Here is a 25,037-nt window from a genome sequence, read left to right as displayed (position 1 = left end):
TTTGCCGAGAGATAGCCAGTTTATGTTTTCACTTGCCGATCATCTGCTGCATCCCGAAGGCGACGCCCTGCCGCGCGATGTAGACGCAGCCACCGTGGCGTCGCTCCTTTCGAACAGGATGGCCTGCCGCGCGCCGGTGCAAGGTGCCGTCTACGGCACCTTGCTGAACGACCGCGCGACGCTGGCGTCGCTTGGCGACGCGCTGCATGCCGCGCCATACAAAGCGCCGCCGAAAGCACCGATCCTTTATCTGAAGCCGCGCAACACGTTGGCCGGACATCGTGCGCGCGTCGTCGTGCCCGACAACGAGTCGGGCGTCGAAGTCGGCGCATCGCTTGGAATCGTGATCGGCCGCACTGCAACACGCGTGACGGCGGAGCGTGCCCTGGAGTATGTCGCGGGTTACACGCTCGTCGCCGATCTGAGCGTCCCGCACGCGAGCGTCTATCGGCCCTCGGTGCGCTTTCGTGCGCGCGACGGTTTTTGCGTGATTGGGCCGGCTGTCGTTGCAGCGCATCATGTTGGCGCGCCGGACGATCTCGCGATCGAGGTCTGGCTGAACGGCACTCGCTGCTTCACGGCGAATACCGCTGCGTCGGTTCGCAACGTCGCCCAACTGCTTGCGGACGTCACCGATTTCATGACGCTCAGCGCCGGCGATGTCATCACGCTCGGCGTGCCGCATGGTTCGCCGCTCGCCCACGTCGGCGATACGGCCACGTTGAAGATCGGCGCCATGCCGCCGCTTACGGTGTCGTTCGTCGCGGCGAACGATGGCGCAGCAACACAACCGGGAGTTCCGTCATGATGCGCGGCCGCGTTGCCTATGCAGGCGCGATTCACGAAGCCTATCCGCATGCCGGCGGCGTGCGCCTCGCGGATGGCCGCGTGCGTCGCGAGGACGAAGTGGTCTGGCTCGCGCCGATCGAAACCGGCACGATTTTCGCGCTCGGCCTGAACTACGCCGAACACGCGAAGGAATTGCAGTTCAGCAAGCAGGAAGAGCCCCTCGTCTTCCTCAAAGGACCGGGCACCGTGATCGGACATCGCGGCGTCACGCGCCGCCCCGCCGACGTCGCGTTCATGCACTACGAGTGCGAACTGGCAGTCGTGATCGGGCAAACCGCGCAGCACGTCTCGCGCGAAAATGCCATGCGTCATGTGGCCGGCTACATGATCGCCAACGACTACGCGATCCGCGACTACCTGGAGAATTACTACCGCCCCAACCTGCGCGTGAAGAATCGCGATGGCGGCACGGTGCTGGGCCCCTGGTTCGTCGATGCAGCCGATGTCGACGACGTCACGCGACTGGCGTTGCGCACCTTCGTGAACGGCACGTTGCAACAGCACGGCAACACGCGCGATCTCGTCACGGACATTCCGGCGCTGATCGAATATCTGAGCGGGTTCATGACGCTCGCGCCCGGCGACGTGATCCTCACCGGCACGCCAGAAGGCATCGTCAACGTGAATGCGGGCGACGAAGTCGTCTGCGAAATCGACGGCCTCGGCCGTCTCGTGAACACGATTGCATCCGACGCGGACTTCGGCCGCGCGTGATCGACGGCTAGACATAGGAACAAGGCAATGCGAATCGAACATCTGATCAACGGCAAATCCAGCGCGGCGCAAGACTACTTCGAAACGGTCAACCCCGCTACGCAAGAAGTGCTCGCCGAAGTCGCGCGCGGCGGCGCGCAGGAAGTGGATGCCGCCGTGAGCGCGGCGAAAGAGGCGTTTCCCGCGTGGGCCGCCAAACCCGCCGTCGAGCGCGCGAAGCTGATCCGCAAGCTCGGCGAACTGATCGCGAAGAACGTGCCGGAGATCTCGGAGGCCGAGACCAACGACACTGGCCAGACGATCTCGCAGACCCGCAAGCAACTCGTGCCGCGCGCTGCCGACAACTTCAGCTATTTCGCCGAAATGTGCACGCGCGTGGACGGCCACACGTATCCCACCGATACACATCTGAACTACACGCTGTTTCATCCAGTCGGCGTCTGCGCGCTGATCTCACCGTGGAACGTGCCGTTCATGACGGCCACCTGGAAGGTCGCGCCCTGCCTTGCGTTCGGCAACACCGCCGTACTGAAGATGAGCGAACTCTCACCGCTCACCGCCTCGATGCTCGGCCAGCTCGCACTCGAAGCCGGCATTCCGGCGGGCGTGCTGAACGTGGTGCATGGCTTCGGCAAGGAAACCGGCGAGCCGCTGGTGGCGCATCGCGATGTGCATGCGGTGTCGTTCACGGGGTCGACGGCGACCGGCAATCGCATCGTGCAGAGCGCCGGCTTGAAAAAGTTTTCGATGGAGCTCGGCGGCAAATCGCCCTTCGTGATTTTCGACGACGCCGATTTCGAGCGCGCGCTCGACGCAGCAGTGTTCATGATTTTCTCCAACAATGGCGAACGCTGTACGGCGGGTTCGCGCATCCTCGTGCAGCGCTCGATCTACGCGCGCTTTGCTGAGCGTTTCATTGAACGCGCCAGGCGCCTGAGCGTGGGTGATCCGCTCGCCGACAGCACGATCGTCGGTCCGATGATAAGCCAGGGGCATCTGGCAAAAGTGCGCAGCTACATCGAACTGGGCCCGAAAGAAGGCGCCACGCTCGCCTGCGGCGGCCTCGATATGCCTGACTTGCCCGACGCGATGCGCAAAGGCAACTTCGTGATGCCGACGGTGTTCGTCGATGTCGACAACCGCATGCGTATCGCTCAGGAAGAAATCTTCGGCCCGGTCGCCTGCCTGATTCCGTTCGACGACGAAGCCGACGCGATCAAGCTCGCCAACGACATCTCGTATGGACTGTCGAGCTACATCTGGACCGAGAACACCGGACGGGCGCTGCGCGTGGCGGCCGCCGTCGAAGCCGGCATGTGCTTCGTCAATAGCCAGAACGTGCGCGATCTGCGTCAGCCGTTCGGCGGCACCAAAGCGTCAGGCGTCGGTCGCGAAGGCGGCACCTGGAGTTACGAAGTGTTTCTCGAACCGAAGAACGTATGCGTCTCGCTCGGCTCGCATCACATTCCGCATTGGGGCGCCTGATTGCCGTTGTGCACCGGTTGTAGATCCAACAGACATAGGAGACCGCGATGGGCAAGCTCGCATTGGCAGCAAAAGTGACTCACGTCCCGTCGTTATATTTATCCGAACTCGACGGTCCGCATAAAGGCTGTCGTCAGCCCGCGATCGACGGACATCATGAAATCGGTCGGCGTTGCCGTGAACTGGGCGTGGATACGATCGTCGTGTTCGACGTGCATTGGCTCGTCAACAGCGAATACCACATCAACTGTGCGGCGCATTTCGAAGGCGTCTACACGAGCAACGAACTGCCGCATTTCATCAAGAACATGCCGTACGCGTATCCGGGCAATGTCGGGCTCGGCAATCTGATCGCGGAAGTCGCCAATGAAATGGGCGTCAAGAGCCGCGCTCACAGCGAGACCACGCTCGAACTCGAATACGGCACGCTGGTGCCGATGCGCTATATGAACGGCGACCAGCATTTCAAAACGGTGTCGGTGGCGGGCTGGTGCATGTGGCACGACCTGGGAAGCAGCGCACGCTTCGGGCTCGCGGTGCGCAAGGCGATCGAGGAGCGCTACGACGGCACGGTCGCGATTCTGGCCAGCGGGTCGCTGAGCCACCACTTCGCCAACAACGGCACAGCCGAGCAGTTCATGCACAAGGTATGGAATCCGTTTCTCGAGCAGATGGACCGCAAGGTCGTGGACCTGTGGGAAGCCGGCGACTGGAAAACCTTCTGCGAGATGCTGCCGCTCTACAACGAGAAATGTTGGGGCGAAGGCGGCATGCACGACACCGCGATGCTGCTCGGTGCGCTCGGCTGGGACCGCTACGACGGCAAGGTGGAAGTCGTCACACCGTATTTCGGCAGTTCGGGCACCGGCCAGATCAATGCGATCTTCCCGGTCACGCCGCTAGCCGCATGAACGCGAGGAAACCGACATGCCGCATCTGACACTCGAATACAGCGCCAATCTCGCCGACGATACCCGCATCGGCCAACTCTGCCAGACGCTCGCCCACTGCCTCGACGCGCAACGCGACGGCGAAACGCGCGTCTATCCGCCTGGCGGCATCCGCGTGCGCGCCCTGCGCTGCCAGCAGTATTGCATCGCCGATGGCCGGCCCGACGCCGCGTTTCTGCACGCGAATCTGAAGATCGGCGCGGGCCGTTCCGACGCCGTCAAACAGGCCACGGGCGAAGCGCTCTTTGCACTCATCAAGCAGCACTTCGCCACCGAGTTCGAACAGCAGGGACTCGCGTTGTCGCTTGAAATCGGTGAGTTCAGCGAAGCCGGGACGTGGAAGCACAACAACCTGCACGCGCGGCTCAAGGCTCAGTAGCCGCTCACAGAGAAACCATCATGCTAGACGAACAGACTATCCGCGAGCTTGCCGCGCAACTCGATCACGCCGAGAAGACGCGCACGCAATTGCGCCACTTTTCCAGCCAGTATCCGCAGATGACGGTCGAAGACGGTTACGCGATCCAGCGCGAGTGGGTCAAGCTCAAACTCGCCGAAGGGCATGTCATCAAGGGCCGCAAGATCGGCCTCACCTCGCGCGCCATGCAGCGCTCGTCGCAGATCGACGAACCCGATTACGCGCCCTTGCTCGACAGCATGTTCATCGAAAGCGGTCAGGACATTCGAGCGGATCGCTTCATTGCGCCGCGCGTGGAAGTGGAACTGGCGTTCGTGCTGAGCAAACCCTTGAAAGGCCCGGGCGTGACGCTCTTCGACGTGCTCGACGCCACCGCCTACGTGACGCCCGCGGTCGAGATCATCGACGCGCGCATCGAACAGTTCGACCGCGAAACCAGGGCACCGCGCAAGGTCTACGACACCATCTCGGACTTCGCCGCGAATGCGGGCATCGTGCTGGGTGGACGTCCGGTGCGTCCACTCGACGTCGACCTGCGCTGGGTCGGCGCATTGCTCTACAAGAACGGCGCAGTGGAAGAAAGCGGCCTCGCGGCAGCCGTTCTGAATCATCCGGCGACGGGCGTCGCCTGGCTCGCCAACAAGATCGCCCCTTACGACGAGATGCTGAACGCGAACGACGTGATCCTGAGCGGCTCGTTCACGAGCCCGATCCCTGCACGCGCGGGCGACACGTTTCACGTCGACTATGGGCCGCTGGGCGGCATCGGTCTGAACTTCATCTGAACCGGAACTACTACGCTCATGTTTCTTCCGAAAAACCCCTTTAAGCGCGCACTGGCAGAAGGCAAACCGCAATTCGGCTTATGGGCCGCATTGGCCGATGCCTACGTCACCGAACTGCTGGCCACGGCCGGCTTCGACTGGCTGCTGATCGACAACGAGCACGCACCCAACGACGTGCGCAGCACGCTTGCGCAATTGCAGGCGGTAGCCGCGTATGCATCGCATCCGGTAGTGCGGCCGGTACGCAGCGACAGCGCCCTGATCAAGCAGTTGCTGGACATCGGCGCTCAAACCCTGCTGCTGCCGATGATCGATACCGTACAACAGGCAACCGACGCGGTCGCCGCCACGCGCTATCCGCCACAGGGCATTCGCGGCGTGGGCAGCGCGTTGGCGCGCGCCTCGCGCTGGAATCGCATACCCGATTACCTGCACACCGCCGCCGACGAATTGTGCGTGCTCGTGCAGGTGGAAACCGTGCAAGGCATGGAGAACGTGTCGGCTATTGCGGAAGTGGACGGTATCGACGGCGTGTTTTTCGGCCCGTCGGATTTAAGCGCCTCGATGGGCTTACTGGGCAAACCGGGCGATGCGCGCGTGCGTGAGGCGATTCGCGCCGGCATCGACACGGTGCGTCGCGCGGGCAAGGCCGCAGGCGTGCTGGCGCCGGACCGCGCGATTGCCATGGACTACCTCGCGGCGGGCGCCACCTTCGTGGCGGTCGGTACCGACACGACCTTGCTGAGCCGCGCGGCGGCGGAACTGGCGGCGTCGTATAACGAGACGCCGAACAGCGTCACGCCGAGCCAGCCAGGCAAAGGCGGGTATTGACCGACCGGCGCGACCCGATCACGCCCACGGCGGGGAAAGCTTCACTCCCCCGCCGGCCACGGCAAGCCCACCGCCGACCAATCCAGCTCCACACCGATCACCGAACGCCCGGCGGCAAACTGCACCGCCAGCGTCACGGCGATACACGGCCGGCCGCTCGCCAGCGACAGATACGGATTGCACGCGACCGCCACACCGGGCAACAACACCGCGTTGCGGAAATACGGCCGGTGATCCCAGCGCGCATCACGTGGGTCCGCCACCGGATGCAGCGACGCCCCATCCTTGCTCCACGCCGGCCCCGGCACCTCGGACCCCACCTGGCGCCCGGAGCCGTCGAGGATGAAGCAACTGATACAGCGCTCGAAGCCGGCCAGCGGCGCAAACGCTTCGTCCATCCCCACACCCGCCAGCAGCGCATCCGCCGCCAGCCGCAAGGCCACGCGATACGGCTCCACTTCGGACTCGAACAAGGCGTACTGATGCGCCCGTCCCGAAGCGATCACGTCGAATGCCTCGTCGATGCGACGATGCACCGACTCCGGCGGGGCAATCTCGGCGGCCGGCCGCCCGAGCAGATAGCCTTGCGCGAAATCCACGTTCGATTCCACCGCCAGAATCAGTTCCTCGGTGGTCTCGACGCCTTCGACCACCACCAGCATCCCCGCCTGATGCAGCAGCGAAACGAGCTTAGGCAGAATCGGCTGATTGGTGCCGTGGCTCGTCGCGCGGATCAGTTCGCCGTCGAGTTTGACGAGGTCCGGGCGAATCCTGAGCAAGCGGTCGAGATTCGACTGGCCCGCACCGAAATCGTCGACGGCGATCAGAAAGCCGTGCTGGCGATACAGCGCGGCCGCCCGTGACATATCGTCGACGCTGCCGCCGTGCGACTCGAGAATCTCCAGAATCACGCGCTCGGGTTCGAGCCCGACCGTACGCACGATCTTCGCGAGCTGGTCCGCGTAGCCCTCGGCGATGAAGGTGGCCGGCAGGATGTTGAGGAACAGCCAGGCGTCGTCGGGCAGCGCGCGGCTCGCGTTGCCCAGGTGCACGGCGTGACTCGCGCGGTCGAGCGCGCCTTCGTCGCTGGAGGGCCTGGGCGCGAACAGCACCACCGGCGGCACCAGCGTGCCGTCGTCCTGCTCGCCGCGCAGCAAGGCCTCGAATCCCACCTGCTTCTGATGCGACAAACTGTAGAGCGGCTGAAAATGCGAGGTCAGGAAATACTCTTCCCAGCGATGCCGCCGTTTTACGACCTCGCCGTCGGCGCACACGTCGTCGGCCAACAGTTGCAGCGACTCGCTCGTCAGCGCGCGCTCGGCGCACACGCGATTTCTGCCCGAATGCTTGGCGCGCAGCAAGGCTTCGTCGGCGCGATCGAGCAGCACCATGATGTTTTCGCCGCGCCGGTGTTCGGCCACGCCGAAGCTCGCGGTCAGATGACCGTCCGGCCGCTCGAGCACGGCGATCGCCTCGCGCAGCCGCTCGGCCAGTTCCAGTGCGCCGGCCAGACCGCTGTCGAGCAGCACGGCGAATTCCTCGCCGCCGATGCGACTCACGCTGTCGGTCGCGGCGGTTTCGTCCATCAGCACTTGCGCCACCTCGTACAACGCGTGGTCGCCGACCGCGTGGCCGAAACGGTCGTTCAGCGATTTGAAATTGTCGATGTCGAGAAAGATCGCGCTGACCGGCGCCTCGGCCGACAGTGTCGCCAAACGGCGCTCGGCCTGCTTGACGAAGGCGCGGCGATTTTGCAGGCCGGTTAGCGGATCGGTCGCCGCGAGCTGCGCGAGCTGGCTCTCGAGCAGAAAGTGATGGCGGCGGAAACGGTAGAAGCCGAAATGAAACACCGCCGAGGTCGGCATGCCGATCGCGACGACCCACATCCAGACGACGATGTCGGCGTCATGCCCGAGCGGCACGTCGAACAGCAGCGCCAACGCCGCCGCGTAGAAAAACACACTGCCGGTGAAGAAGTGCGCGGGCGTGAGCCATAACGGCGCGGCGCAGATCGGCACTACCACCAGCGCGGGCACGATCCACAGGAGCGGCTGGCTGACGCCCACGATATTCAGCGCGAGGCCCGCCACGAGCACTAGCGAGTAGGCCACCCCGATCGCGCCGAACAGCCAGGTCGATCTGGCGCGCGGAATCGCTAGCACCAGCAGGCCGAGGATCAACGCGCATGACAGCCGGTAGGCAAGCGGCACGGTTGCGCCGCCGACCAGATTGCGCGCCCCCACGAAGCACAGGAACGCGACGACGGTGAAGGCCATCGTTACCGTGGAAAGAGGACGCTGGTGCTCGAGAGAGCGCTTGTGAAAGCGGTCGCTCAAACCGGAGTCGGAGAGGTGTTGCGTTGAGGTGGAAAGCATATTGATAGTTATCAGGCTGGTTCCGGTCACTCTGCCCATGGTTATCGGCAAAGATCAGACCAATATTTATGCCTGTATTACAAATACTTCCCGAGGTTGCGCCGTCCACCCTGTTTGCCCTGCCCTGAGCAGCCATCACGCGACCCCACCGGACAAGAGGCTGTTGCATGTTCGTAAGTTTGGCGTGACGCAAAACGGCAGGCGTTCCCACTCGCAAGATTTGGAAAGTTTTGACGCGAGCCATATTGCATAACCCAACGTCCTCGTCAGACGTTGCATTTAGCACGAAAATAAAAAGCTAAAACAGCGGTGCAATTTACCGTTAATACAGACAGGTCGGGCGTCTTTACAGCAAGGCCCCAAGCTGGAAGGCGGCCGGGCGATTCATGCAGCAAAAATTACGTGAAACCGATGCATCCATCGCAATCGATTGCGCGTATAAGCAGACGAATGGAAAGTGGCCAAAAGTTAGTGTCTTAAGTAGACTCCTCCGAAGTGTGTGGGACAGACTAGACAGGACCGGTAAAAGTAACTTAAGACGCGCGCAAACGCGATTTCCCGAAACACTTTTCTCTGTTACCAGGCCGTTGGCGCCTTTTTAACAAGTCGAAGCAACGGCTTTCTCCCGGAAAATATGGTTCCCATTCTCGACTACCTGCTGGATCGTCAAATCTCATCACAGTGGCGCGGCATGCTGAGCGCTCTCGCGACTGAATTTGAAGCACAGATCGGCCGCGATGAACTGCGTCAGTTGATGCATCGCGTCGGCGCACGATTCGCCGCCGCGCATCCGCTGCCGGCCTGTGGGTCGACCGCCGAACTCGAGCAGACTTTGAACGGCGTCTGGCAGGAGATGGATTGGGGCTGCGTGGCACTCGCCGACGAAGCCGAGTCGCTGCGCATCGTTCACTACTGCGCACCGTTGCTGGCGTTTGGCGATACGGCACTGGCGTGGACCCCGGCGTTTCTCGAAGGCGTCTATCAGTCGTGGTTGAGCGCGTTGGGCGCGCAGGGCTTGTCGGTGGCGCTGACGAGCGGCTACGGCGAGGACACCGCGATCGAGTTCCGTCTGGGCCGTCACGCGGGTTGAAGACAGGTCTCAGCCAGCAAGCGGAGCAAGCGGCAGGTCGCCGTCAGTCCAGATAGCGGTTAGCAGCACACAATCGGGCAACGCGCCAGACCGGTGCGCGTGCAGTAGCAGGACGGCAGCACCAGCGTTTCGGCGCCGCGAGCAAGTTGATGGATCGGGGCAAGGCAAGTCATGACAAAGGCGGCGGGCACTATGAGCTCATCGAGCGACATCGAAAAACTATTCGATCATTTTGGCGGCGACGCCAGCGCGTACCAGGAAATCGGCCGCGAGAATGAGGCGCGTTCGGCGCGTACGCGTTGGCCGTTGCTGGTCACGCTGGATCTGACCCAACCGGCCATTCCCGCGATCGGACAGCGGCGCGAAGCGCGAGCTCCGGCGCCGATGAGCGAGGCGCTCACCGAGCGCCCGGATACGACGCCGAAAGACGCTGCTTCGGTCACGCGTGCGAAGGCACCGCTGTTTACGCGCTCGCATCGGCGTGACATTCCGCCGGTGGTCGTGGCTAGCGTGTCGACCGAACCAAAAGGCGCCTCGCGTTTTGGCGCACTCGAAGCGAACGACGACCAGGCTGCGCAAGCTACACCCGCTGCGCCCGCCGTACGGGTCGATCCGAAACCGGCGGTGGTTGCCCAGCAAGTCGTGCCGGACGTGCTGGTCGCGCCGGTCACTTCGGCTGCTCCCGCCGCGCAATCCGCGCCGCCCGTCACACCAAGCTGGGCACAAGCTCCAGCACCTGCTCGCGCCTATTCGAGCGCGCCGGCAGCGCCTGCGGCTCCGGCCTTTTCAACACCGCTGACACAGACCAGGCACGCGACACCGACAGCGCCCCCGGCAGCCGCCACGCCCGTGGCCTACACGGCGCCCGCACTCGCGCCGGCGCCTTCGTCGGTCTCGGCAAGCCCGTCGATTCTCGGCAAACTGTTCGCGGCGCAAGCCGCCCCGGCGCCGGCCCCAAGGCCCGCCGCCCACGGTGAATCCGCTCCGTTGCAATCGGTCTTCGACCGTCTGCGCGGCACGTCCGCTCAAACGGCCACGGCGCCTGGCGCCGCTGCGCCCGCCACTCCTAACTCGTGGCTGACCAACGGCCCGCGCCGCTCATGAAAGTCATCGCCGTGGTGTCCGCCAAAGGCGGGGTCGGCAAAACGACCCTCGCCGCCAATCTCGCTTCCGTGCTCGCCGCCAGCGGGCGCCGCGTGATCGCGCTCGACCTCGACCCGCAGAACGCCTTGCGTTTGCACTTCGGTGTGCCGCTCGACAGCATCGACGGTCTATCGCGCGCCACGCTGACGGGCGACCCGTGGCAGACCGTGATGTTCGACGGCGTGGACGGCGTGACCGTGTTGCCGTACGGCGCCGTGCTGGAAGACGACCGCCGCCGCTTCGAGGCGTACATCGACCAGGAGCCGCTGTGGCTCGCGCATGCGCTGCAAAGCTTGCGGCTCGACGCGTCGGACATCGTCATCATCGACACGCCGCCGGGTTCGTCCGCCTATGTGCGCTCGGCCTTGTGCGCGGCCACCTTCGCGCTGAACGTGGTGCTCGCCGACGCGGCCTCCTACGCCGCGATCCCGCAGATGGAGCGGATGATCGACACCTACGCCGCGCCGCGCGCCGAATTCGGCGGCGTGGGCTACGTCATCAACCAGATCGACCAGTCGCGCCAGTTGACCAAAGACGTCCTCAAGGTCCTGCGCCAGATGCTCGGCGAGCGGCTGTTCCCAGGCGTGATCCATCTGGATGAAGGCGTCAGCGAAGCGCTCGCCTGCGACACTACCCTGATTCACTACGATCCACTCAGCCAGGCCGCCGCCGATTTCCGCTCGTGCGGCAGCTGGCTGATGTCGGCGATCGATGCGATCGCCCTCTCGCCGAGGAACGTCGCATGAGCACGACTCCATCGAACGGCCTCGAAGGCGCCGAGCCGTCGCGGCTCGAACGTTTCGTCGACGCGCGCTTCTGGAACAGCCGCGTGGTCACCGTGCTGATCACGCTGTTTGCGCTGATCATGCTGTACTTCGTGTTCACGGTGCCGCTCGCGTTCTACGAACAGTTGACCTTCGCGACCTGCTGCTTCGTGACCGCGCTGCTGTTCCGCCGGCTGCCCGGCCGTTACGCGACGATGGTGATGATCATGCTGTCGGTGGTCACCTCGGGCCGCTATATGTTCTGGCGGCTCACCGCGACCACTTACTGGGAACATCCGCTCGACGCCGCCTGGGGTCTGCTGCTGGTGTCGGCCGAAGTCTATTCGACCATCGTGCTGCTGCTCGGCTACTTCCAGACCGCCTGGCCGCTCAAGCGCACGCCGATGCCGCTGCCCGCCTCGCGCGACGAATGGCCGACCGTCGACGTGTTCATTCCGACGTATAACGAGCCGCTTTCGGTGGTGAAGCCGACCATCTACGCGGCGCTCGCGCTCGACTATCCGGCCGAGAAGATCTCGATTCACGTGCTCGACGACGGACGCCGTCCCGAGTTCAAGGCCTTCTGCGAAGAAGTGGGCGTCAACTGGACGATCCGCACGCACAATCGCCACGCGAAAGCCGGCAACATCAACGAAGCGCTGAAGATCACCAGCGGCGAATACCTCGCGATCTTCGACTGCGATCACATTCCGACCCGCTCGTTCCTGCAGATCGGCCTCGGCTGGTTCCTGCGCGACAAGCTGCTGTCGATGCTGCAAACGCCCCACCACTTCTTCTCCGCCGACCCGTTCGAGCGCAACCTCGGCACCTTCCGCAAAGTGCCGAACGAGGGCGAGCTGTTCTACGGTCTCGTGCAGGACGGCAACGATCTGTGGAACGCCACCTTCTTCTGCGGTTCGTGTGCGCTGCTGCGCCGGACCATGGTGGAAGAGATCGGCGGCATCGCGGTCGAAACCGTCACGGAAGACGCGCACACCGCGCTGAAGCTGCACCGCCTCGGCTACACCACCGCGTATCTGGCGATTGCGCAAGCTGCCGGGCTCGCCACCGAATCGCTGTCCGGCCACATAGGTCAGCGGATTCGCTGGGCGCGCGGCATGACGCAGATTTTCCGCATCGACAATCCGCTCACCGGCAAGGGCCTGAAAATCGGCCAGCGTCTGTGCTATCTGAACGCGATGATGCACTTCTTCTACGGCATCCCGCGTCTGGTGTTCCTGACCGCGCCGCTGTCGTATCTGTTCTTCGGCGCGCATGTGATCGAAGCCGCCGCCGGCACGATCGCGATCTACGCGCTGCCGCACATGATGCACGCGAGCATCACCAATTCGCGCATGCAGCGCTCGTTTCGCCATTCGTTCTGGGCCGAAGTGTATGAGTCGGTGCTGGCCTCGTACATCACCGCGCCGACCCTGCTCGCGCTGATCAACCCGAAGCTCGGCAAGTTCAACGTGACGGCCAAGGGTGGCCAGATCGAGAAGAACTACTTCGACTGGGCGATTTCGCGCCCGTATCTGTTTCTGCTGTTGCTGAACCTGATCGGCTTCTGCGTGGGCGTCGTGCACATCTATTTCAACTGGCATGTGCGTAGCGTGGTGGAGACCACCATCCTGAATCTGGGTTGGACCACGTACAACATGCTGATTCTCGGTGCAAGCGTGGCCGCCGCAAGCGAGCGCCGGCAGATTCGCGCGGTGCACCGCGTGGCGATGCAGATGCCCGTGATGCTCAAATTCTCGACCGGCCGCACGCTGGCTTGCGAGACCATCGATTACTCCGAAGGCGGCGTCGGCGTCGCCCTGCCCGCCGCGATCCAGGTGCCGATGCACGAACGCGTGACCGTCTCGCTGTTTCGCGGCGACGAGGAATACGCGTTCCCCGCCACGGTGGGTTTCACCGCCCCCGGCCGCGTGGGTCTACGCTTCTCGACGATGACACGCGAGCAGGAATACGAGTTCGTCAAAACCACTTTTGCCCGCGCCGACGCCTGGACCGGCTGGGCCGAGGGCCGCCAGCAGGACACGCCGTTGCGTGGCCTGTCGCATGTGCTCACGGTCGGCGCGCGCGGTATCGCGGGTCTGTTCGAGCATCTTTATGCCGATTTGCGAAGCTCGATGAAAAGCCGTCCTGTGGACGTCAAGAAGCTAAAAACCAAAGACTGATCAATGGGCAACAGGATGGCGAAGAAACACAGCGAACGCTCGCATCACGACGAGCGCACTGGGACCGGTTCGGCGTACATGCGTGTCCTGGCACGCCCCGGCTCGCAACGTCTGATGCGCGGCCTCGCCTGCTGGCTTGCCTTGCAAACCGCGTTGGCGGCGCCGCTGGCGTCGGCCGCCGAGGTGATGGCAGCGGCGTCCGGCGGCAACAGCGAGACACGCATGGCCGCGGGGACGACGGGCACCGCCACGCCGGCCACTGCCGCTGCGCCAACGCCCGCTCCGGCCGCGACCGGTGTGGGCAGCGTGCCTGCGCCCACCGCCGCCGTACCGTACGACCCGAACACGCTGGCTCAGGCTCAGTTGGCGACGCCGACGCCCGCGCTGGCCGCGTCGTCGGTGAAGGCGTTGGGCATCAAGACGCCGACCACCGCCGAACCGGGCACGCTGGTGCCGGGCGGACGCCGTCAGACGCTTACCTTCGCCGACCTCGGCGCGCTCGATCCGCTGCAATTGCGCGGCACCGACGGCCAGAACGGCGTCGCGTTCTCCGTGCGCAACGACGAAGTGGTGACCGGCGCGGTCCTGCATCTGATCTATAGCTACTCGCCCGCGCTGCTGGCGAACATCTCGCAGTTGAAGGTGCTGGTGAACGGCGAAGTCGCCGCCACCTTGCCCGTACCGCACGAACAGGCCGGCATGCTGGTAGCGCGCGACGTCTCGATCGATCCGCGCTTCATCACCGAATTCAACCACCTGAACGTGCAGCTGATCGGCCATTACACGACCAGTTGCGAAGACCCGGCCAACTCGACGCTGTGGGCCACCGTCAGCAATGCGAGCTCGCTCGATCTGAGTTATGCGTCGCTCGCCAGCAAGCCGGAACTGGCCGCGCTGCCGCAGCCGTTCTTCGACCGCCGCGACGTGCGCCGGCTCGAACTGCCGTTCGTGTTCCCGCAAAAACCCAGCAACGCCACGCTCGAAGCAGGCGGCATCGTCGCCTCGTGGTTCGGCGCGCTCGCCGGTTATCGCGGCGCGGTGTTTCCGGCGCAAGTGGATAACGCGCCGCTATCGGGCAACGCCGTGGTGTTCGCCACCGCCGATCAACGCCCGGCCGGCGTGACGATTCCCGCGATCTCCGGCCCGACCCTCGCCGTGGTCGATCGCGAAGCGCCGGCACGCGGCAAGCTGCTGCTCGTGCTCGGCCGCAACGACGCTGAACTGAAGACCGCAGCGAAAGCGCTCGGCATCGGCCAGAACACGCTGAGCGGTCCGAGCGCGACCATCACGCAGTTGAACGAACTCGCCCCGCGCGCGGCGTACGATGCACCGAACTGGCTGCCGACGAACCGTCCGGTGCGCTTCGGTGAACTCGCCGATCCGCGCGACCTGAGCGTGTCCGGTTACGACGCCGACGCCGTGCGCGTGAATCTGCGCGTGCCGCCCGATCTGTTCATGTGGCACACCAAGGGCGCACCGATCGATCTGCGCTACCGCTATACGGTGCGTCCGCTGCGCGATCGTTCGTCGCTCAACGTGAGCATGAACAGCGGCTTCGTCCAGGCGCTGCCGATTCCGGCCGAGTCGGCTTCGGTGTTCGAACTGAGCCATTACTTCGCCCGCGTGTTGCCGGACAAAACTGCCGAAGCGCGCCGCACGATCTACATTCCGCCGCTGCTGCTCACGCCGCGTTCGCAAGTGCGTCTGCATTTCTACTACGACATCCCGAATACCGGCGAATGTCATGGCCGTCTGCTCGACAACGTGGTCGGTTCGATCGACCCGAACTCGACCATCGACCTCTCGTCGTTCCCGCATTACATGGCCTTGCCGGATCTCGCGGCGTTCGCCAACAGCGGCTTCCCGTTCACGCGCATGGCGGACCTCTCCGAGACCGCCGCAATCCTGCCGAACGACGCCGATTCGGGCGACTACAGCCTGTATCTGCTGACCATGGGCCGCATGGGCGCCTCGACCGGCTATCCGGTCACGGGCGTGACGGTCGGCACCGCCGACAACGCCGACCAGTACGCCAACAAGGATCTGTTGATCTTCGGCGCGCCGGGCAAGCAGCCATTGCTGCAACGCTGGGCCAAGTCGATGCCGTTCTCGAGCGACGGCGACTCGCGCACCTTCCAGGTGTCCGACATCGTCTTCAAGCTGGAAGACTGGTGGCATGGCGAACGTGGCGTGGAGCGCTCGCCGGCGCGCGCCGATCTGACGCTGGTGAGTACGAATGGCGACGCCTTGCTGACCGGCTTCGAATCGCCCCTGCAGAAAAACCGCAGCGCGGTTGCACTCGTCAGCGCGGGCGGCCAGTCCGACTCCGACCTGGCCGCAGCCCTGCTCGATGCCGACGTGCTGCCGGAAATTCAAGGCGCGATGGCCGTGATCCACGGCCGCACCGTGACCATCACGTCGAACGGCGAGGCTTACTATGTCGGCCATTTGTCGCCGCAGGAGTATCTGCGCTGGGCGCTCTCGTCACATCCGCTGTTGTTGATGCTGGGCGGCGTGCTCGCCGCGCTGATCATCGCGGGCCTGTTCTACCGGACGCTGCGCTCGATCGCCGCGCGCCGCCTGAAGGACTAATAGGACTGTTATGCGGGTTCGAATCAACAAGAAAACTTGCATGGCGTTGACGCTCGGGCTCGCGGCCTCGGCGAGCTACGCCAATCTCGTCAAGGTGGCGCAGACCACGGCCGCGCCGGGTGCCTCCGCCGCATCGGGAGCATGCGGCAACTGGAACGGCTATCGGACTTTCGTCGAACGATTCGTGCAGGCCGACGGCCGCGTGATCGATTTTTCCACGCCGACGCAGCAGACCACCTCCGAGGGCCAGTCGTACGCGCTCTTCTTCGCGCTGGTCGCGAACGACCGCGCCACCTTCGACCGTCTGCTCGCGTGGACGCGCACCAACCTCGCGGGCAACCAGTTCGACGCGCAGGACATGCGACTGCCCTCGTGGCAATGGGGCCGCAAACCCGACGGCTCGTTCGGCGTGCTCGACCCGAACTCGGCCTCCGACTCCGACCTGTGGATCGCCTACGATCTGCTGCAAGCCGGCCGCCTGTGGAAAGACCCGACCTATACGCAACTCGGTCAGGCCCTGGCCGCGCAGATCGCGCGTCAGGAGATGACCACCTTGCCGGGCGTCGGACCGATGCTGCTGCCCGGCCCGCAAGGCTTTAAAACCGGCGGCGTGACCCGATTGAATCCGAGCTATCTGCCGTTGCCGGTGCTGCGCGCGCTCGCCCAGGAAGCGCCGGGCGGTCCGTGGGGCAAGCTCGCGGAAAGCGCCTACAAGCTCGTCAAGACCACCGCGCCGCTCGGCTTCGCGCCGGACTGGGCGGCCTGGCAGAACGGCCAGTTCGTGATCGATCCGAAGAACGGCGACACCGGCAGCTATGACGCGATCCGCGTCTATCTGTGGGCCGGGCTCACGTCGCCCGCCGACCCGCTCGCCAAACCCTGGCTGGCCTCGCTCGGCGGCATGCGAACCCGGATCGCGCAAACTGGTGTGCCGCCCGAGAAGGTTTCGTCGACTACCGGCACCCCGAGCGGCGAAGGCCCGCTCAGCTACTGGGGCGCGCTCGCGCCGTACTTCAAGGCGCTCGGCGACGAGCGCGGTCTCGGCCTCGCGCGCACGCATCTGGCCGCGCTCGACGCCAACGTGCCCGGCCGCGAGCCGGTTTATTACGATCGTGTGCTGGGATTGTTCGGCACGGGTTTCATCGACGGCCGCTATCGCTTCGACGAAGCCGGCCGTCTCGTGCCAAGCTGGAGAAATGCATGCGATTGAGCGCCCTCGCGTTGTCACTGCGCCTCGCGCTGAGTTTCACGGCCGTCTGCTATGTGGCGGCGGTGTCGCCGGACGCACTCGCGCAAGCGTCGAAAGATCCGTTGAACGTGCTGATCGATCAGGGCAAGTACTGGCAATCGCATCAGCGCGGCGACCTTGCCGAGCAGGCCTGGTTGAAGGTGCTGCGCATCGATCCGAAACAGCCCGACGCGCTGTTCGGCATGGGTATGGTGCTCGCCGATCGCAAGGACGGCGCCGGCGCACAACAATATCTGGCGCGCCTGAAAGCCGCTGCGCCAACCTATCCGAACATGGATGAACTGGGCCGCCGTCTCGGCGAATCCAGTCTGCGCGATCAAACGGTGAACGACGCGCGGCGTCTCGCGCAAAGCGGTCAGAGCGCGAGCGCCGTGCAGGAATATCAGCGCGCGCTGAACGGCAAGCCGGCCACGCCGGAATTGCAACTCGAATACTACCAGGCGCTCTCCGCCACGCCGCAAGGCTGGGATCAGGCACGCCGCGGTCTCGAACAACTGGCGCGCGACAACCCCGACGAACCGCGCTATGCCCTCGCCTACGCGCAGCATCTGACCTATCGCGACGTAACGCGCCGCGACGGCATCGCGCGATTGCAAAAGCTCGCGGGCGACAACGCGGTCGGTGCGGCAGCGAAAAAGAGCTGGCGGCAGGCGCTCTTGTGGCTGGACGCGCGTCCCTCGGACGCCGCGCTCTACGAAGCCTATCTGCAAACCGCAACCGACGACGCCGCTGTCAAGGCGCGCTTCGATTCGATGGTGCAGCAGGACAAGACGGCGCGCGACCGCTCGCAGGAAAACGCCGCGACGGACGCGCGCGGCCGCACCATCGCCGACGGTTTCGCCGCGCTCGATCGCAACGACCCGGCCACCGCGCGCACGAAGTTTTCTGCAGTGCTGGCCAATAGCCCGAACGACACCGATGCGCTCGGCGGCATGGGCATCGCCGCGCTCAAGCAGGAGCGTTTCGCCGAAGCCCGCAACTATCTGGAACGTGCTTCACGCAGCGGCAATCCCGCGCGCTGGAAAACCGCGCTCGACAGCGCGACGTACTGGACCTACACGAGCGACGCCATCGGTGCACGCAGCAACGGCGAATTCGCGAAGGCGAAGTCGCTGTTCGAACGCGCGATCGCGCTGAATCCCTCCGACGTCACCGCGCAAGTGCTGCTCGGCGAAATGCTGCTCTCGAACAACGATCCGGTCGGCGCGGAACAGGCATACCGGATGGCGTTGCGTCGTCAGGCCGACAATCCCGATGCGGTGCGCGGGCTGGTCGGCGCGCTCGCCGCGCAAGGCCGTGGCGACGAAGCCCTGCAGTTCGCCAATCAGCTGAACGCGGAACAGCAGTCGAAGGCCGGCGGCATCAACCGTCTGCGTGGCGAAGCACAAGCGGCCCAGGCACGCGCGGCGGAAGCGCGCGGCGACCTCGGCAGCGCGCGCAGCCTGTTCGAAGATGCGTTGCTCAACACACCTGACGATCCCTGGCTACGGCTCGACCTCGCGCGCATCTACGTGCGCCAAGGCGCGGTCGCCAACGCGCGCAGCATGATGGACGGCTTGCTCGCGGCACACCCCGACATGACCGACGCGTTGTATGCGAGCGCGCTGTTGTCGGCGGAAACGCAGGATTGGTCCGCGGGCCTCGCGCAACTCGAACGCATTCCCGTCGCGCAACGCACCGACGCGATGACCACGCTTCAGCATCGTTTGTGGGTGCATCAGCAGGCCGACCTTGCAGCACGCATGGCGCACAACGGCCAGTCGCAACAGGCCCTTGCCACGCTGCATGCCGCCGAACCGGTAGCCGGCAACAGCCCGGAACTGATCGGCGTGATCGCCGGCGCCTACCAGCAAGCAGGCGACCCGAATCGCGCGCTCAGTCTCGTGCGTGCCGCGATGAACGCGGCGCCCGGCAATACCGACCTGCTGCTCCAATACGCGGGCATTCTGTCCGCCACGCAGCAGGAAAACGAACTCGGCATGGTAATGCGCCGGCTCGCGTCGATGCAGTTGACGCCGCAGCAGCGCACGGACTTCGGCAACCTGAATCTTGGCATCGTGATCAAGCAGTGCGACGCGGTGCGTCAGCGCGGCGATCTCGCGAGCGCCTACGACGTGATCGCGCCGTGGCTCGCCGCAATGCCCGACAACCCCGACTTGCAAGCGGCGCTCGGCCGTCTCTATTCGACCGCCGGCGACGACCGCAGTGCGCTGACCAGTTACCGCGTCGCGCTGCAACGCCGGCCCGACGATCTGAATCTGGTGCAGGCGGCGATTCCCGCGGCCGTCGGCGCGAAACAGTTCAGCTATGCCGAAACGCTCGCGAATCAGGCCTTGAAAGCGGCGCCGGGCGACCCCGCCGTGCTGGCCACGGTAGGCCGCATGTATCGCGCCGAGGGCAAGCTCTCGCTCGCGTCCACTTATCTGCAACGCTCGCTGGTCGCCGCCAACACGCCGCTGATGGCCAACGGCCCACGCACCGGCACCGCGAGCAACGTGCCGCGCGGCTGGGAAGTGGCGATGCGCCGGATCGGCGCGACGCCGCTGCCGGGCACCAATCCTTTCGAGGGCAAAACCGCCACGGTCAGCGCGACCGATGCCGACAACGCCGCGTTGAACGGCGGCGCTTTCAACGCCGCACGCTCATCCCTTCCGTACACGCAGTCTTCCCTACCGACACAGACCGTGCCGAACTATCCGCCGCCCGCGCAGCCCGCGCCTTATGTCGCGCCGTATACGGCGCCCGCGCAGCCTTATACGCCTAACGCCGCGCCTGCCGCCATGCCGTACAACGCGCCGCGTCAGGGCGGCGACTCGGGTGGCTATGGCCAGGAAAGCTACGGGTCGAGCCAGTCGGGCGCGCCGTTGCAGCCTTATCCGGGCCAAGGCCAGTTACAGCAGCCGATGCAACCCATGCAACAGCAGCCGTATAACCCGGCGTACCAGCAACAGCCTGCGTATCCGCAGCAGCAACAGCAGCCCTACGGTGCGCAGGACGGCTACGCCGCCACGCCCTGGCCGATGTCGCCCGCCGCGCGCGAGGCGCAACAGCAGCCTTACGCGGCCTACCCCGCGCAGAACACGAAGCGGACCACCACGAAGAAGCCGGCTACCTCGAAGAGCACCCACACTGCGCCGCGCTATGCGCAGGCACCGTATGGACAGCAGCAAGGCTATGCGCAACAACAACAGCCTTACTACGGTCAGCCGGCCTATCCGCAGCAACAGCAGGGTTACGCGCAACAGCCGTATCAACCCTATCCGCCGCAGCAACAGCAGCCCTACCGGCCGTATCCGCCGCAACAGCAGGCATATCCGAATCAGGGTTACTACGCGCAACAGCAGCAGCCGTACATTCCGCAACCGCCGACCGGTTACGCGCAACCGTACTACCCGCAGAACGGGGACGGCAGCGGCACGCCCGCGAATACGGCCAATACGCAAACGCTCGGCGTGGCGGAAGAACTCGCCCAGGTCAATCGCGAGCAGTCCAGTACCGTGTCGGGTGGGATCGTGTTCCGCGACCGCGTGGGGGAAGACGGCCTGTCTTCGCTGACCGATATCGAAGCGCCGATTCAAGGCCGCATCAAGGCGGGCAACGGTCACATCGTCATCACCGCGACGCCCGTCACGCTCGATGCCGGCACCGCCGCCGGCAACGTGGCGACGCTCGCGCGCTTCGGCGCCGGCATCTCGAACACCCGATCGGAAACCGCAGCGGTCGCCGGCAACAATATCTATGGCAACCAGACTGCGAGCGGTGTGGGTCTGTCGCTCGGCTACGAAGGCCGCAGCCTCAGCGGCGATATCGGCGTGACGCCGCTCGGTTTTCGCGAGACCAACATCGTAGGCGGCGCGCAGTACAACGGCGGCATCACCGACAAGGTCTCGTATTCGCTCGCGGTCGCACGCCGCGCGGTGACCGACAGCCTGCTCTCCTATGCCGGTGCGCGCGATGCGGGCTCCGGCCTCGAATGGGGCGGCGTGACGTCGCTCGGCGGCGTTGGCAGCCTCGCGTGGGACGACGGCACGAGCGGCCTGTACGTGAACGCGGGCTACCAGTACTACGACGGGCACAACGTCGTCAGCAACAACGCCGTCAAGGGCGGCGGCGGCATCTATACGCGTCTGCTGAAAGACGCCGACCAGACGCTCACCGTCGGCGTGAATACGACCTTGATGCGCTACGACAAGAACCTGTCGTATTTCACGTACGGCCAAGGCGGCTATTTCAGCCCGCAACAGTATGTGATCCTGAATCTGCCAGTCGAGTGGACCGGGCGCAACGGTGCTTTCACGTATGACGTGAAGGGATCGATCGGGGTGCAGCATTACCGCGAGGACCAGTCGAATTACTTCCCGAATTCCCCCGGTATGCAACAAACCGCTCTGAACAACATCGGCGTGGTTGGCAGCGAGGTGAACAGCAATCAGGTTTATGCCGGCCAGAGCAAGACCGGTGTGTCGTATTCGCTCAGCGCAGTGGGCGAATATCAACTGGCGCCGCAACTCGCGTTCGGTGCAACCGCGTCGCTCGGCAATGCGTATGAATATCGCGAGTGGCTGGCGGCGGTGTATCTGCGGTATAGCTTCAGCAAACAGACGGGCCTGCAGCCGTTCCCGCCTACGCCGCTCAGTTCGCCTTACGTGTCGTTGTCGAACTAGTCGTGACATAACGGTGGCGAGGGAAGCGGCATGAACGCCGCTATGCTCGCCACCGACGGTTCAACGCTTCAACTCCCCTCGCGCTCGGTCGCATAGCGCCGGCAATGCTCCAGATAGCCGGCCGCATGACTGCTCACCAGTTCCACGATGCTCGTCCATAGCCAGCCCGGCGCGTTTAGCGTTTTCGAACGGTTGCGGCGCAGTTCGGTCAGCCACGCCTTGCGTTGGGCGCTGTCCATCTGACGCGCGTGAGCGTTGCCCACCACCAGCGCGAGAAAGCGCGCCGCCTTCATGGCTTCGTCGCGAGTCAGTTGCTCGATGGTCAGCTTCATGTCCTGCGGCAGCAATTCACGAATCACCACGCCCCGATCGGACAGACGCGCAGCGCGCATGCGCTCGCCTAGCGACGGCGACAGATGGCGCGCGCCCTCCACCACCCGCTCCGCGTTATCGCGCGGCATGCGTACGCCGCTATAACGCGGCGCGGCAGCCGGCGCGGCTTCCTTGATGTCCATCAGGCAGAGATCGTCGCCGTCGAGCGCGGCACCGTCGATGTCGAGCAGCACCGCATAACGCAAGCGCCCCAGCGAGCTGCAGCCCTTCACCCAGTAGGCGGCGTCGAGCACATCCACGTCGGCTTCGTCGCCGGCGCCACGCAGCATGGTTGCCAGCCGGGCAAGCGAGCCCTTCTCGAAGAGCGCCTCGATTTCGCGTCGCTCGGTCTTTGCAAGCGGCCAGAAACGCGGCCCGAGCGGGATCGTCGGTTCGAGATCCTCGATCCGCTCTTCCGCCAGATGACGCCACGAACGGCGTACTGCTTCCTTCATCACCACTCGCACGGCTTCGGGCTTTTCAGCGTGGATATCGGCGTCGCCGGCCGCTTCGTCGAAGGCGCGTTCGTAGCCGTCCGCCAGCGCTTCCATCATGCGCACGGTCGTCACGCCCGGCAGATCGGAGCCGCGCGCGGCGGTGGCAAGCGAGAGGCCGAGGCGGATCAGATCATGGGCCGGATTGCCGATCACGGTCTGGTCGAGATCGCGGATCTGAATTTCGACGCGCCCTTGCGCATCGGCGACCGGTCCGAGGTTGCCCGTGTGGCAGTCGCCACAAATCCAGATAGCCGGACCCTCGGGCAGCTTATGGCCTTCGATGCCGTCCAGCCACTCGTAGAACTTGCTGGTGTTGCCACGTACATAGGCATGGGCCGAGCGCGCCATCCTGGCATTGCGGCGCGTGTTAAGGAGCGCCTGGCGCGCTTCGGGCTTGGGCAGCTTGTTTCGTGTGAGGTTCTTCTTCGGCATTGTATGGTCCGCTTTTTTAGACGTTCGAATGCGGTGTGAGGCCGCCCCGCCGCCGTGCGCCAACTGGCGCATGGCGCGCACGGGACGACAGCACGAATCGCGCCTGAGTCATGGTCGCGACAGCTAAACCGTCACTGGCCTCACAAGGTATCCTACAACTTCTGCACCTGAGCAAACTCGTGCGCCAATCACACGCCATCGCCCATGGACATCCGATGCGGTACGGCCGGCTGGACCGATAAAACACTGATTGCCTGCAAGCGTTTCTACCCGCGCGGCAGCAGCAGCGCCGAAGCGCGTCTGCGCTTTTACGCTTCGCAATTCCCGCTGGTCGAAGTCGATTCCGCTTACTACGCGATGCCGTCGGCAAGCAACGCGCAGTTGTGGACCGAGCGCACGCCGGAGGGCTTTACGTTCAATTTCAAGGCTTTTCGCCTTTTCACGGGCCATCAGACTGCACCGGAAGTCCTGCCGCCGGACATTGCGCTGGCGCTGCCGCCGGGCATCACCGGCCCGCGCAAGAAGCACGTTTACTACAAGGACATGCCCGATGATATCCGCGACGAACTATGGCGGCGCTATCTGGACGCGCTCGAGCCGCTGCGCGCGACCGGGCGCCTCGGCGCGGTGCTGTTCCAGTTTGCGCCGTGGATCACGCGGGCAACCGACGGCCTCGCGCTAGTCGAAGAATGCCGGGCCCGCATGGCGGGCTATCTGATGGCCGCGGAGTTCCGCAATCAGACCTGGTTCGCCGAACAGCATGCGGCGTGGACGCTCGAATTTTTACGCGAACGTGGCCTCGTCCATGTGATCGTCGACGCGCCACCCGATGTGAGCAATCGCGTGCATACCGTGTGGGAAGCAACCCATCCCGACCTCGCCATGGTGCGACTGCATGGCCGCAACACGCAGACCTGGGGCGCGACGGGCGCGGCCAGTGCCGCGGATCGTTTCGACTACGACTACAACGAGATCGAACTGACTGAACTGGCCGCGCCGATCCGGGCCATCGCGACGCGAGCCGGGCGCACGCATGTCATTTTCAACAACTGCTTCGAAGATCAGGGGCAGCGGAATGCGCGGACCCTGATGGGGATTCTGGGTGGGGTTGCAACGGCGGTGTAATATCGCGCCATGTCCACTATTTGCTCGCCCCTGGCGGGGTATGGATGGACGGGAAACACATCATGGCAAGCGAGTGGAATCGTCGTCTGAAACTGTTTATCCAGCGCTTCTGGCAGCCGACCAGCGCGTGCATGACCTGCATGCCGGGAAGCTGGATCAACATCATGAGCCTCACGCACTGGGGGATCGCACTGCATACGGGTCTGCTCACCGGACTCCTCGCTGTGCTGCTGACCTTCACACCCGCGGCGAAGCTTTACACCAATCGATACGGTAACGCGGTGGTGGTCGGCATTCTGACTACGATCGGCGACGCGTATTCGCACGCGAGTCACTACCGCATCCCGTACATCGAGCATATCGTGACGGGCATCATCTCCGGCTTGTTGGCGCTGGCTGCATCGTATTTTCTCGAAGACCGCGGGCGGCGCATCCGCGCGGCGTGGTCGCGAGTCTTCGGATAGCGTGGCCGCTGCGCTGACCGTGGCGTATCGAGCGTGATGTGCTTGAAGAACGACA

At 64.6% G+C, this 25,037-nt stretch carries 18 protein-coding genes; 16 read left to right on the top strand and 2 right to left on the bottom strand.

Annotation, left to right across the window (positions count from 1 at the left end; all coding sequences use genetic code 11):
• Positions 1-22: 22 nt before the first annotated feature.
• Genes FQ705_RS32080 through hpaI form a run of 7 tightly spaced genes read left to right on the top strand, consistent with a single transcriptional unit; the run spans position 23 to position 6,032 of the window.
• Complete coding sequence (locus FQ705_RS32080) at positions 23-808, top strand: fumarylacetoacetate hydrolase family protein (RefSeq protein WP_144148737.1); 786 nt, start codon at positions 23-25, stop codon at positions 806-808.
• Positions 805-1,563: a fumarylacetoacetate hydrolase family protein gene (locus FQ705_RS32075; RefSeq protein ID WP_144148735.1), complete on the top strand. Its 759-nt coding sequence runs from the start codon at positions 805-807 to the stop codon at positions 1,561-1,563. Before FQ705_RS32080 ends, FQ705_RS32075 begins: the two co-directional genes overlap by 4 nt.
• A gap of 27 nt (positions 1,564-1,590) precedes the next feature.
• Positions 1,591-3,048, top strand: a complete 1,458-nt coding sequence (gene hpaE, locus FQ705_RS32070; protein ID WP_144148733.1) for a 5-carboxymethyl-2-hydroxymuconate semialdehyde dehydrogenase — start codon at positions 1,591-1,593, stop codon at positions 3,046-3,048.
• 47 nt (positions 3,049-3,095) lie between these two features.
• Positions 3,096-3,959 (top strand): 3,4-dihydroxyphenylacetate 2,3-dioxygenase, encoded by an 864-nt coding sequence (gene hpaD, locus FQ705_RS32065; RefSeq protein WP_144148731.1) that lies wholly within the window; start codon positions 3,096-3,098, stop codon positions 3,957-3,959.
• Positions 3,960-3,975: 16 nt separating this feature from the next.
• Positions 3,976-4,377 (top strand): 5-carboxymethyl-2-hydroxymuconate Delta-isomerase, encoded by a 402-nt coding sequence (locus FQ705_RS32060; protein ID WP_144148729.1) that lies wholly within the window; start codon positions 3,976-3,978, stop codon positions 4,375-4,377.
• Positions 4,378-4,397: 20 nt separating this feature from the next.
• Positions 4,398-5,201 (top strand): 2-oxo-hept-4-ene-1,7-dioate hydratase, encoded by an 804-nt coding sequence (hpaH, locus tag FQ705_RS32055; protein ID WP_144148727.1) that lies wholly within the window; start codon positions 4,398-4,400, stop codon positions 5,199-5,201.
• An 18-nt stretch (positions 5,202-5,219) separates the two neighbouring features.
• Positions 5,220-6,032 carry a 4-hydroxy-2-oxoheptanedioate aldolase gene (hpaI, locus tag FQ705_RS32050; protein WP_144148725.1) on the top strand — a complete coding sequence of 271 codons (813 nt, stop codon included), beginning with the start codon at positions 5,220-5,222 and terminating at the stop codon, positions 6,030-6,032.
• A gap of 41 nt (positions 6,033-6,073) precedes the next feature.
• Here hpaI and FQ705_RS32045 read toward each other — a convergent pair whose 3' ends face one another.
• Complete coding sequence (locus tag FQ705_RS32045) at positions 6,074-8,407, bottom strand: bifunctional diguanylate cyclase/phosphodiesterase (RefSeq protein ID WP_144148723.1); 2,334 nt, start codon at positions 8,405-8,407, stop codon at positions 6,074-6,076.
• 634 nt (positions 8,408-9,041) lie between these two features.
• Here FQ705_RS32045 and bcsD point away from each other — a divergent pair.
• The 7 genes from bcsD to FQ705_RS32010 all read left to right on the top strand — a co-directional run bounded on the left by bcsD (position 9,042) and on the right by FQ705_RS32010 (position 22,092).
• Complete coding sequence (gene bcsD / locus FQ705_RS32040) at positions 9,042-9,497, top strand: cellulose biosynthesis protein BcsD (protein ID WP_144148721.1); 456 nt, start codon at positions 9,042-9,044, stop codon at positions 9,495-9,497.
• Positions 9,498-9,689: 192 nt separating this feature from the next.
• Positions 9,690-10,601, top strand: a complete 912-nt coding sequence (bcsP, locus tag FQ705_RS32035; RefSeq protein ID WP_144148719.1) for a cellulose biosynthesis protein BcsP — start codon at positions 9,690-9,692, stop codon at positions 10,599-10,601.
• Complete coding sequence (gene bcsQ, locus FQ705_RS32030) at positions 10,598-11,386, top strand: cellulose biosynthesis protein BcsQ (protein WP_144148717.1); 789 nt, start codon at positions 10,598-10,600, stop codon at positions 11,384-11,386. Before bcsP ends, bcsQ begins: the two co-directional genes overlap by 4 nt.
• Entirely contained in the window at positions 11,383-13,587 is a 2,205-nt protein-coding gene (gene bcsA / locus FQ705_RS32025) for a UDP-forming cellulose synthase catalytic subunit (protein WP_144148715.1), read from the top strand. The genes bcsQ and bcsA overlap by 4 nt, the downstream gene beginning before the upstream one ends.
• A gap of 3 nt (positions 13,588-13,590) precedes the next feature.
• On the top strand, positions 13,591-16,179 hold the full coding sequence (bcsB, locus tag FQ705_RS32020; protein WP_144148713.1) for a cellulose biosynthesis cyclic di-GMP-binding regulatory protein BcsB: 2,589 nt from the start codon (positions 13,591-13,593) through the stop codon (positions 16,177-16,179).
• A gap of 10 nt (positions 16,180-16,189) precedes the next feature.
• On the top strand, positions 16,190-17,389 hold the full coding sequence (gene bcsZ / locus FQ705_RS32015) for a cellulose synthase complex periplasmic endoglucanase BcsZ (RefSeq protein ID WP_144148711.1): 1,200 nt from the start codon (positions 16,190-16,192) through the stop codon (positions 17,387-17,389).
• Positions 17,380-22,092, top strand: coding sequence for a cellulose synthase subunit BcsC-related outer membrane protein (locus FQ705_RS32010; protein ID WP_144148709.1), 4,713 nt, complete (start codon positions 17,380-17,382; stop codon positions 22,090-22,092). The genes bcsZ and FQ705_RS32010 overlap by 10 nt, the downstream gene beginning before the upstream one ends.
• 68 nt (positions 22,093-22,160) lie before the next feature.
• Here FQ705_RS32010 and FQ705_RS32005 read toward each other — a convergent pair whose 3' ends face one another.
• Positions 22,161-23,393: a DUF2252 domain-containing protein gene (locus FQ705_RS32005; protein WP_144148707.1), complete on the bottom strand. Its 1,233-nt coding sequence runs from the start codon at positions 23,391-23,393 to the stop codon at positions 22,161-22,163.
• Between the two features lie 204 nt (positions 23,394-23,597).
• Here FQ705_RS32005 and FQ705_RS32000 point away from each other — a divergent pair, with 204 nt between their 5' ends.
• Positions 23,598-24,518 carry a DUF72 domain-containing protein gene (locus tag FQ705_RS32000; protein ID WP_144148705.1) on the top strand — a complete coding sequence of 307 codons (921 nt, stop codon included), beginning with the start codon at positions 23,598-23,600 and terminating at the stop codon, positions 24,516-24,518.
• Positions 24,519-24,580: 62 nt separating this feature from the next.
• On the top strand, positions 24,581-24,982 hold the full coding sequence (locus tag FQ705_RS31995; protein WP_144148703.1) for a hypothetical protein: 402 nt from the start codon (positions 24,581-24,583) through the stop codon (positions 24,980-24,982).
• Positions 24,983-25,037 lie beyond the last annotated feature (55 nt).

This window comes from Paraburkholderia sp. BCC1884 (assembly GCF_900996225.1).
Taxonomy (GTDB): Bacteria; Pseudomonadota; Gammaproteobacteria; order Burkholderiales; family Burkholderiaceae; genus Paraburkholderia.
Note: the sequence above shows the minus strand (reverse complement) of the source record. Positions and strands in the feature narration are given on the sequence as shown.

Excerpts from the sequence above, each read along its gene's own strand:
- FQ705_RS32080 (WP_144148737.1), top strand. The coding sequence starts at position 23 with ATGTTTTCACTTGCCGATCATCTGCTGCATCCCGAAGGCGACGCCCTG.
- FQ705_RS32075 (WP_144148735.1), top strand. The coding sequence starts at position 805 with ATGATGCGCGGCCGCGTTGCCTATGCAGGCGCGATTCACGAAGCCTAT.
- hpaE (WP_144148733.1), top strand. The coding sequence starts at position 1,591 with ATGCGAATCGAACATCTGATCAACGGCAAATCCAGCGCGGCGCAAGAC.
- hpaD (WP_144148731.1), top strand. The coding sequence starts at position 3,096 with ATGGGCAAGCTCGCATTGGCAGCAAAAGTGACTCACGTCCCGTCGTTA.
- FQ705_RS32060 (WP_144148729.1), top strand. The coding sequence starts at position 3,976 with ATGCCGCATCTGACACTCGAATACAGCGCCAATCTCGCCGACGATACC.
- hpaH (WP_144148727.1), top strand. The coding sequence starts at position 4,398 with ATGCTAGACGAACAGACTATCCGCGAGCTTGCCGCGCAACTCGATCAC.
- hpaI (WP_144148725.1), top strand. The coding sequence starts at position 5,220 with ATGTTTCTTCCGAAAAACCCCTTTAAGCGCGCACTGGCAGAAGGCAAA.
- FQ705_RS32045 (WP_144148723.1), bottom strand. The coding sequence starts at position 8,407 with ATGCTTTCCACCTCAACGCAACACCTCTCCGACTCCGGTTTGAGCGAC.
- bcsD (WP_144148721.1), top strand. The coding sequence starts at position 9,042 with ATGGTTCCCATTCTCGACTACCTGCTGGATCGTCAAATCTCATCACAG.
- bcsP (WP_144148719.1), top strand. The coding sequence starts at position 9,690 with ATGAGCTCATCGAGCGACATCGAAAAACTATTCGATCATTTTGGCGGC.
- bcsQ (WP_144148717.1), top strand. The coding sequence starts at position 10,598 with ATGAAAGTCATCGCCGTGGTGTCCGCCAAAGGCGGGGTCGGCAAAACG.
- bcsA (WP_144148715.1), top strand. The coding sequence starts at position 11,383 with ATGAGCACGACTCCATCGAACGGCCTCGAAGGCGCCGAGCCGTCGCGG.
- bcsB (WP_144148713.1), top strand. The coding sequence starts at position 13,591 with ATGGGCAACAGGATGGCGAAGAAACACAGCGAACGCTCGCATCACGAC.
- bcsZ (WP_144148711.1), top strand. The coding sequence starts at position 16,190 with ATGCGGGTTCGAATCAACAAGAAAACTTGCATGGCGTTGACGCTCGGG.
- FQ705_RS32010 (WP_144148709.1), top strand. The coding sequence starts at position 17,380 with ATGCGATTGAGCGCCCTCGCGTTGTCACTGCGCCTCGCGCTGAGTTTC.
- FQ705_RS32005 (WP_144148707.1), bottom strand. The coding sequence starts at position 23,393 with ATGCCGAAGAAGAACCTCACACGAAACAAGCTGCCCAAGCCCGAAGCG.
- FQ705_RS32000 (WP_144148705.1), top strand. The coding sequence starts at position 23,598 with ATGGACATCCGATGCGGTACGGCCGGCTGGACCGATAAAACACTGATT.
- FQ705_RS31995 (WP_144148703.1), top strand. The coding sequence starts at position 24,581 with ATGGCAAGCGAGTGGAATCGTCGTCTGAAACTGTTTATCCAGCGCTTC.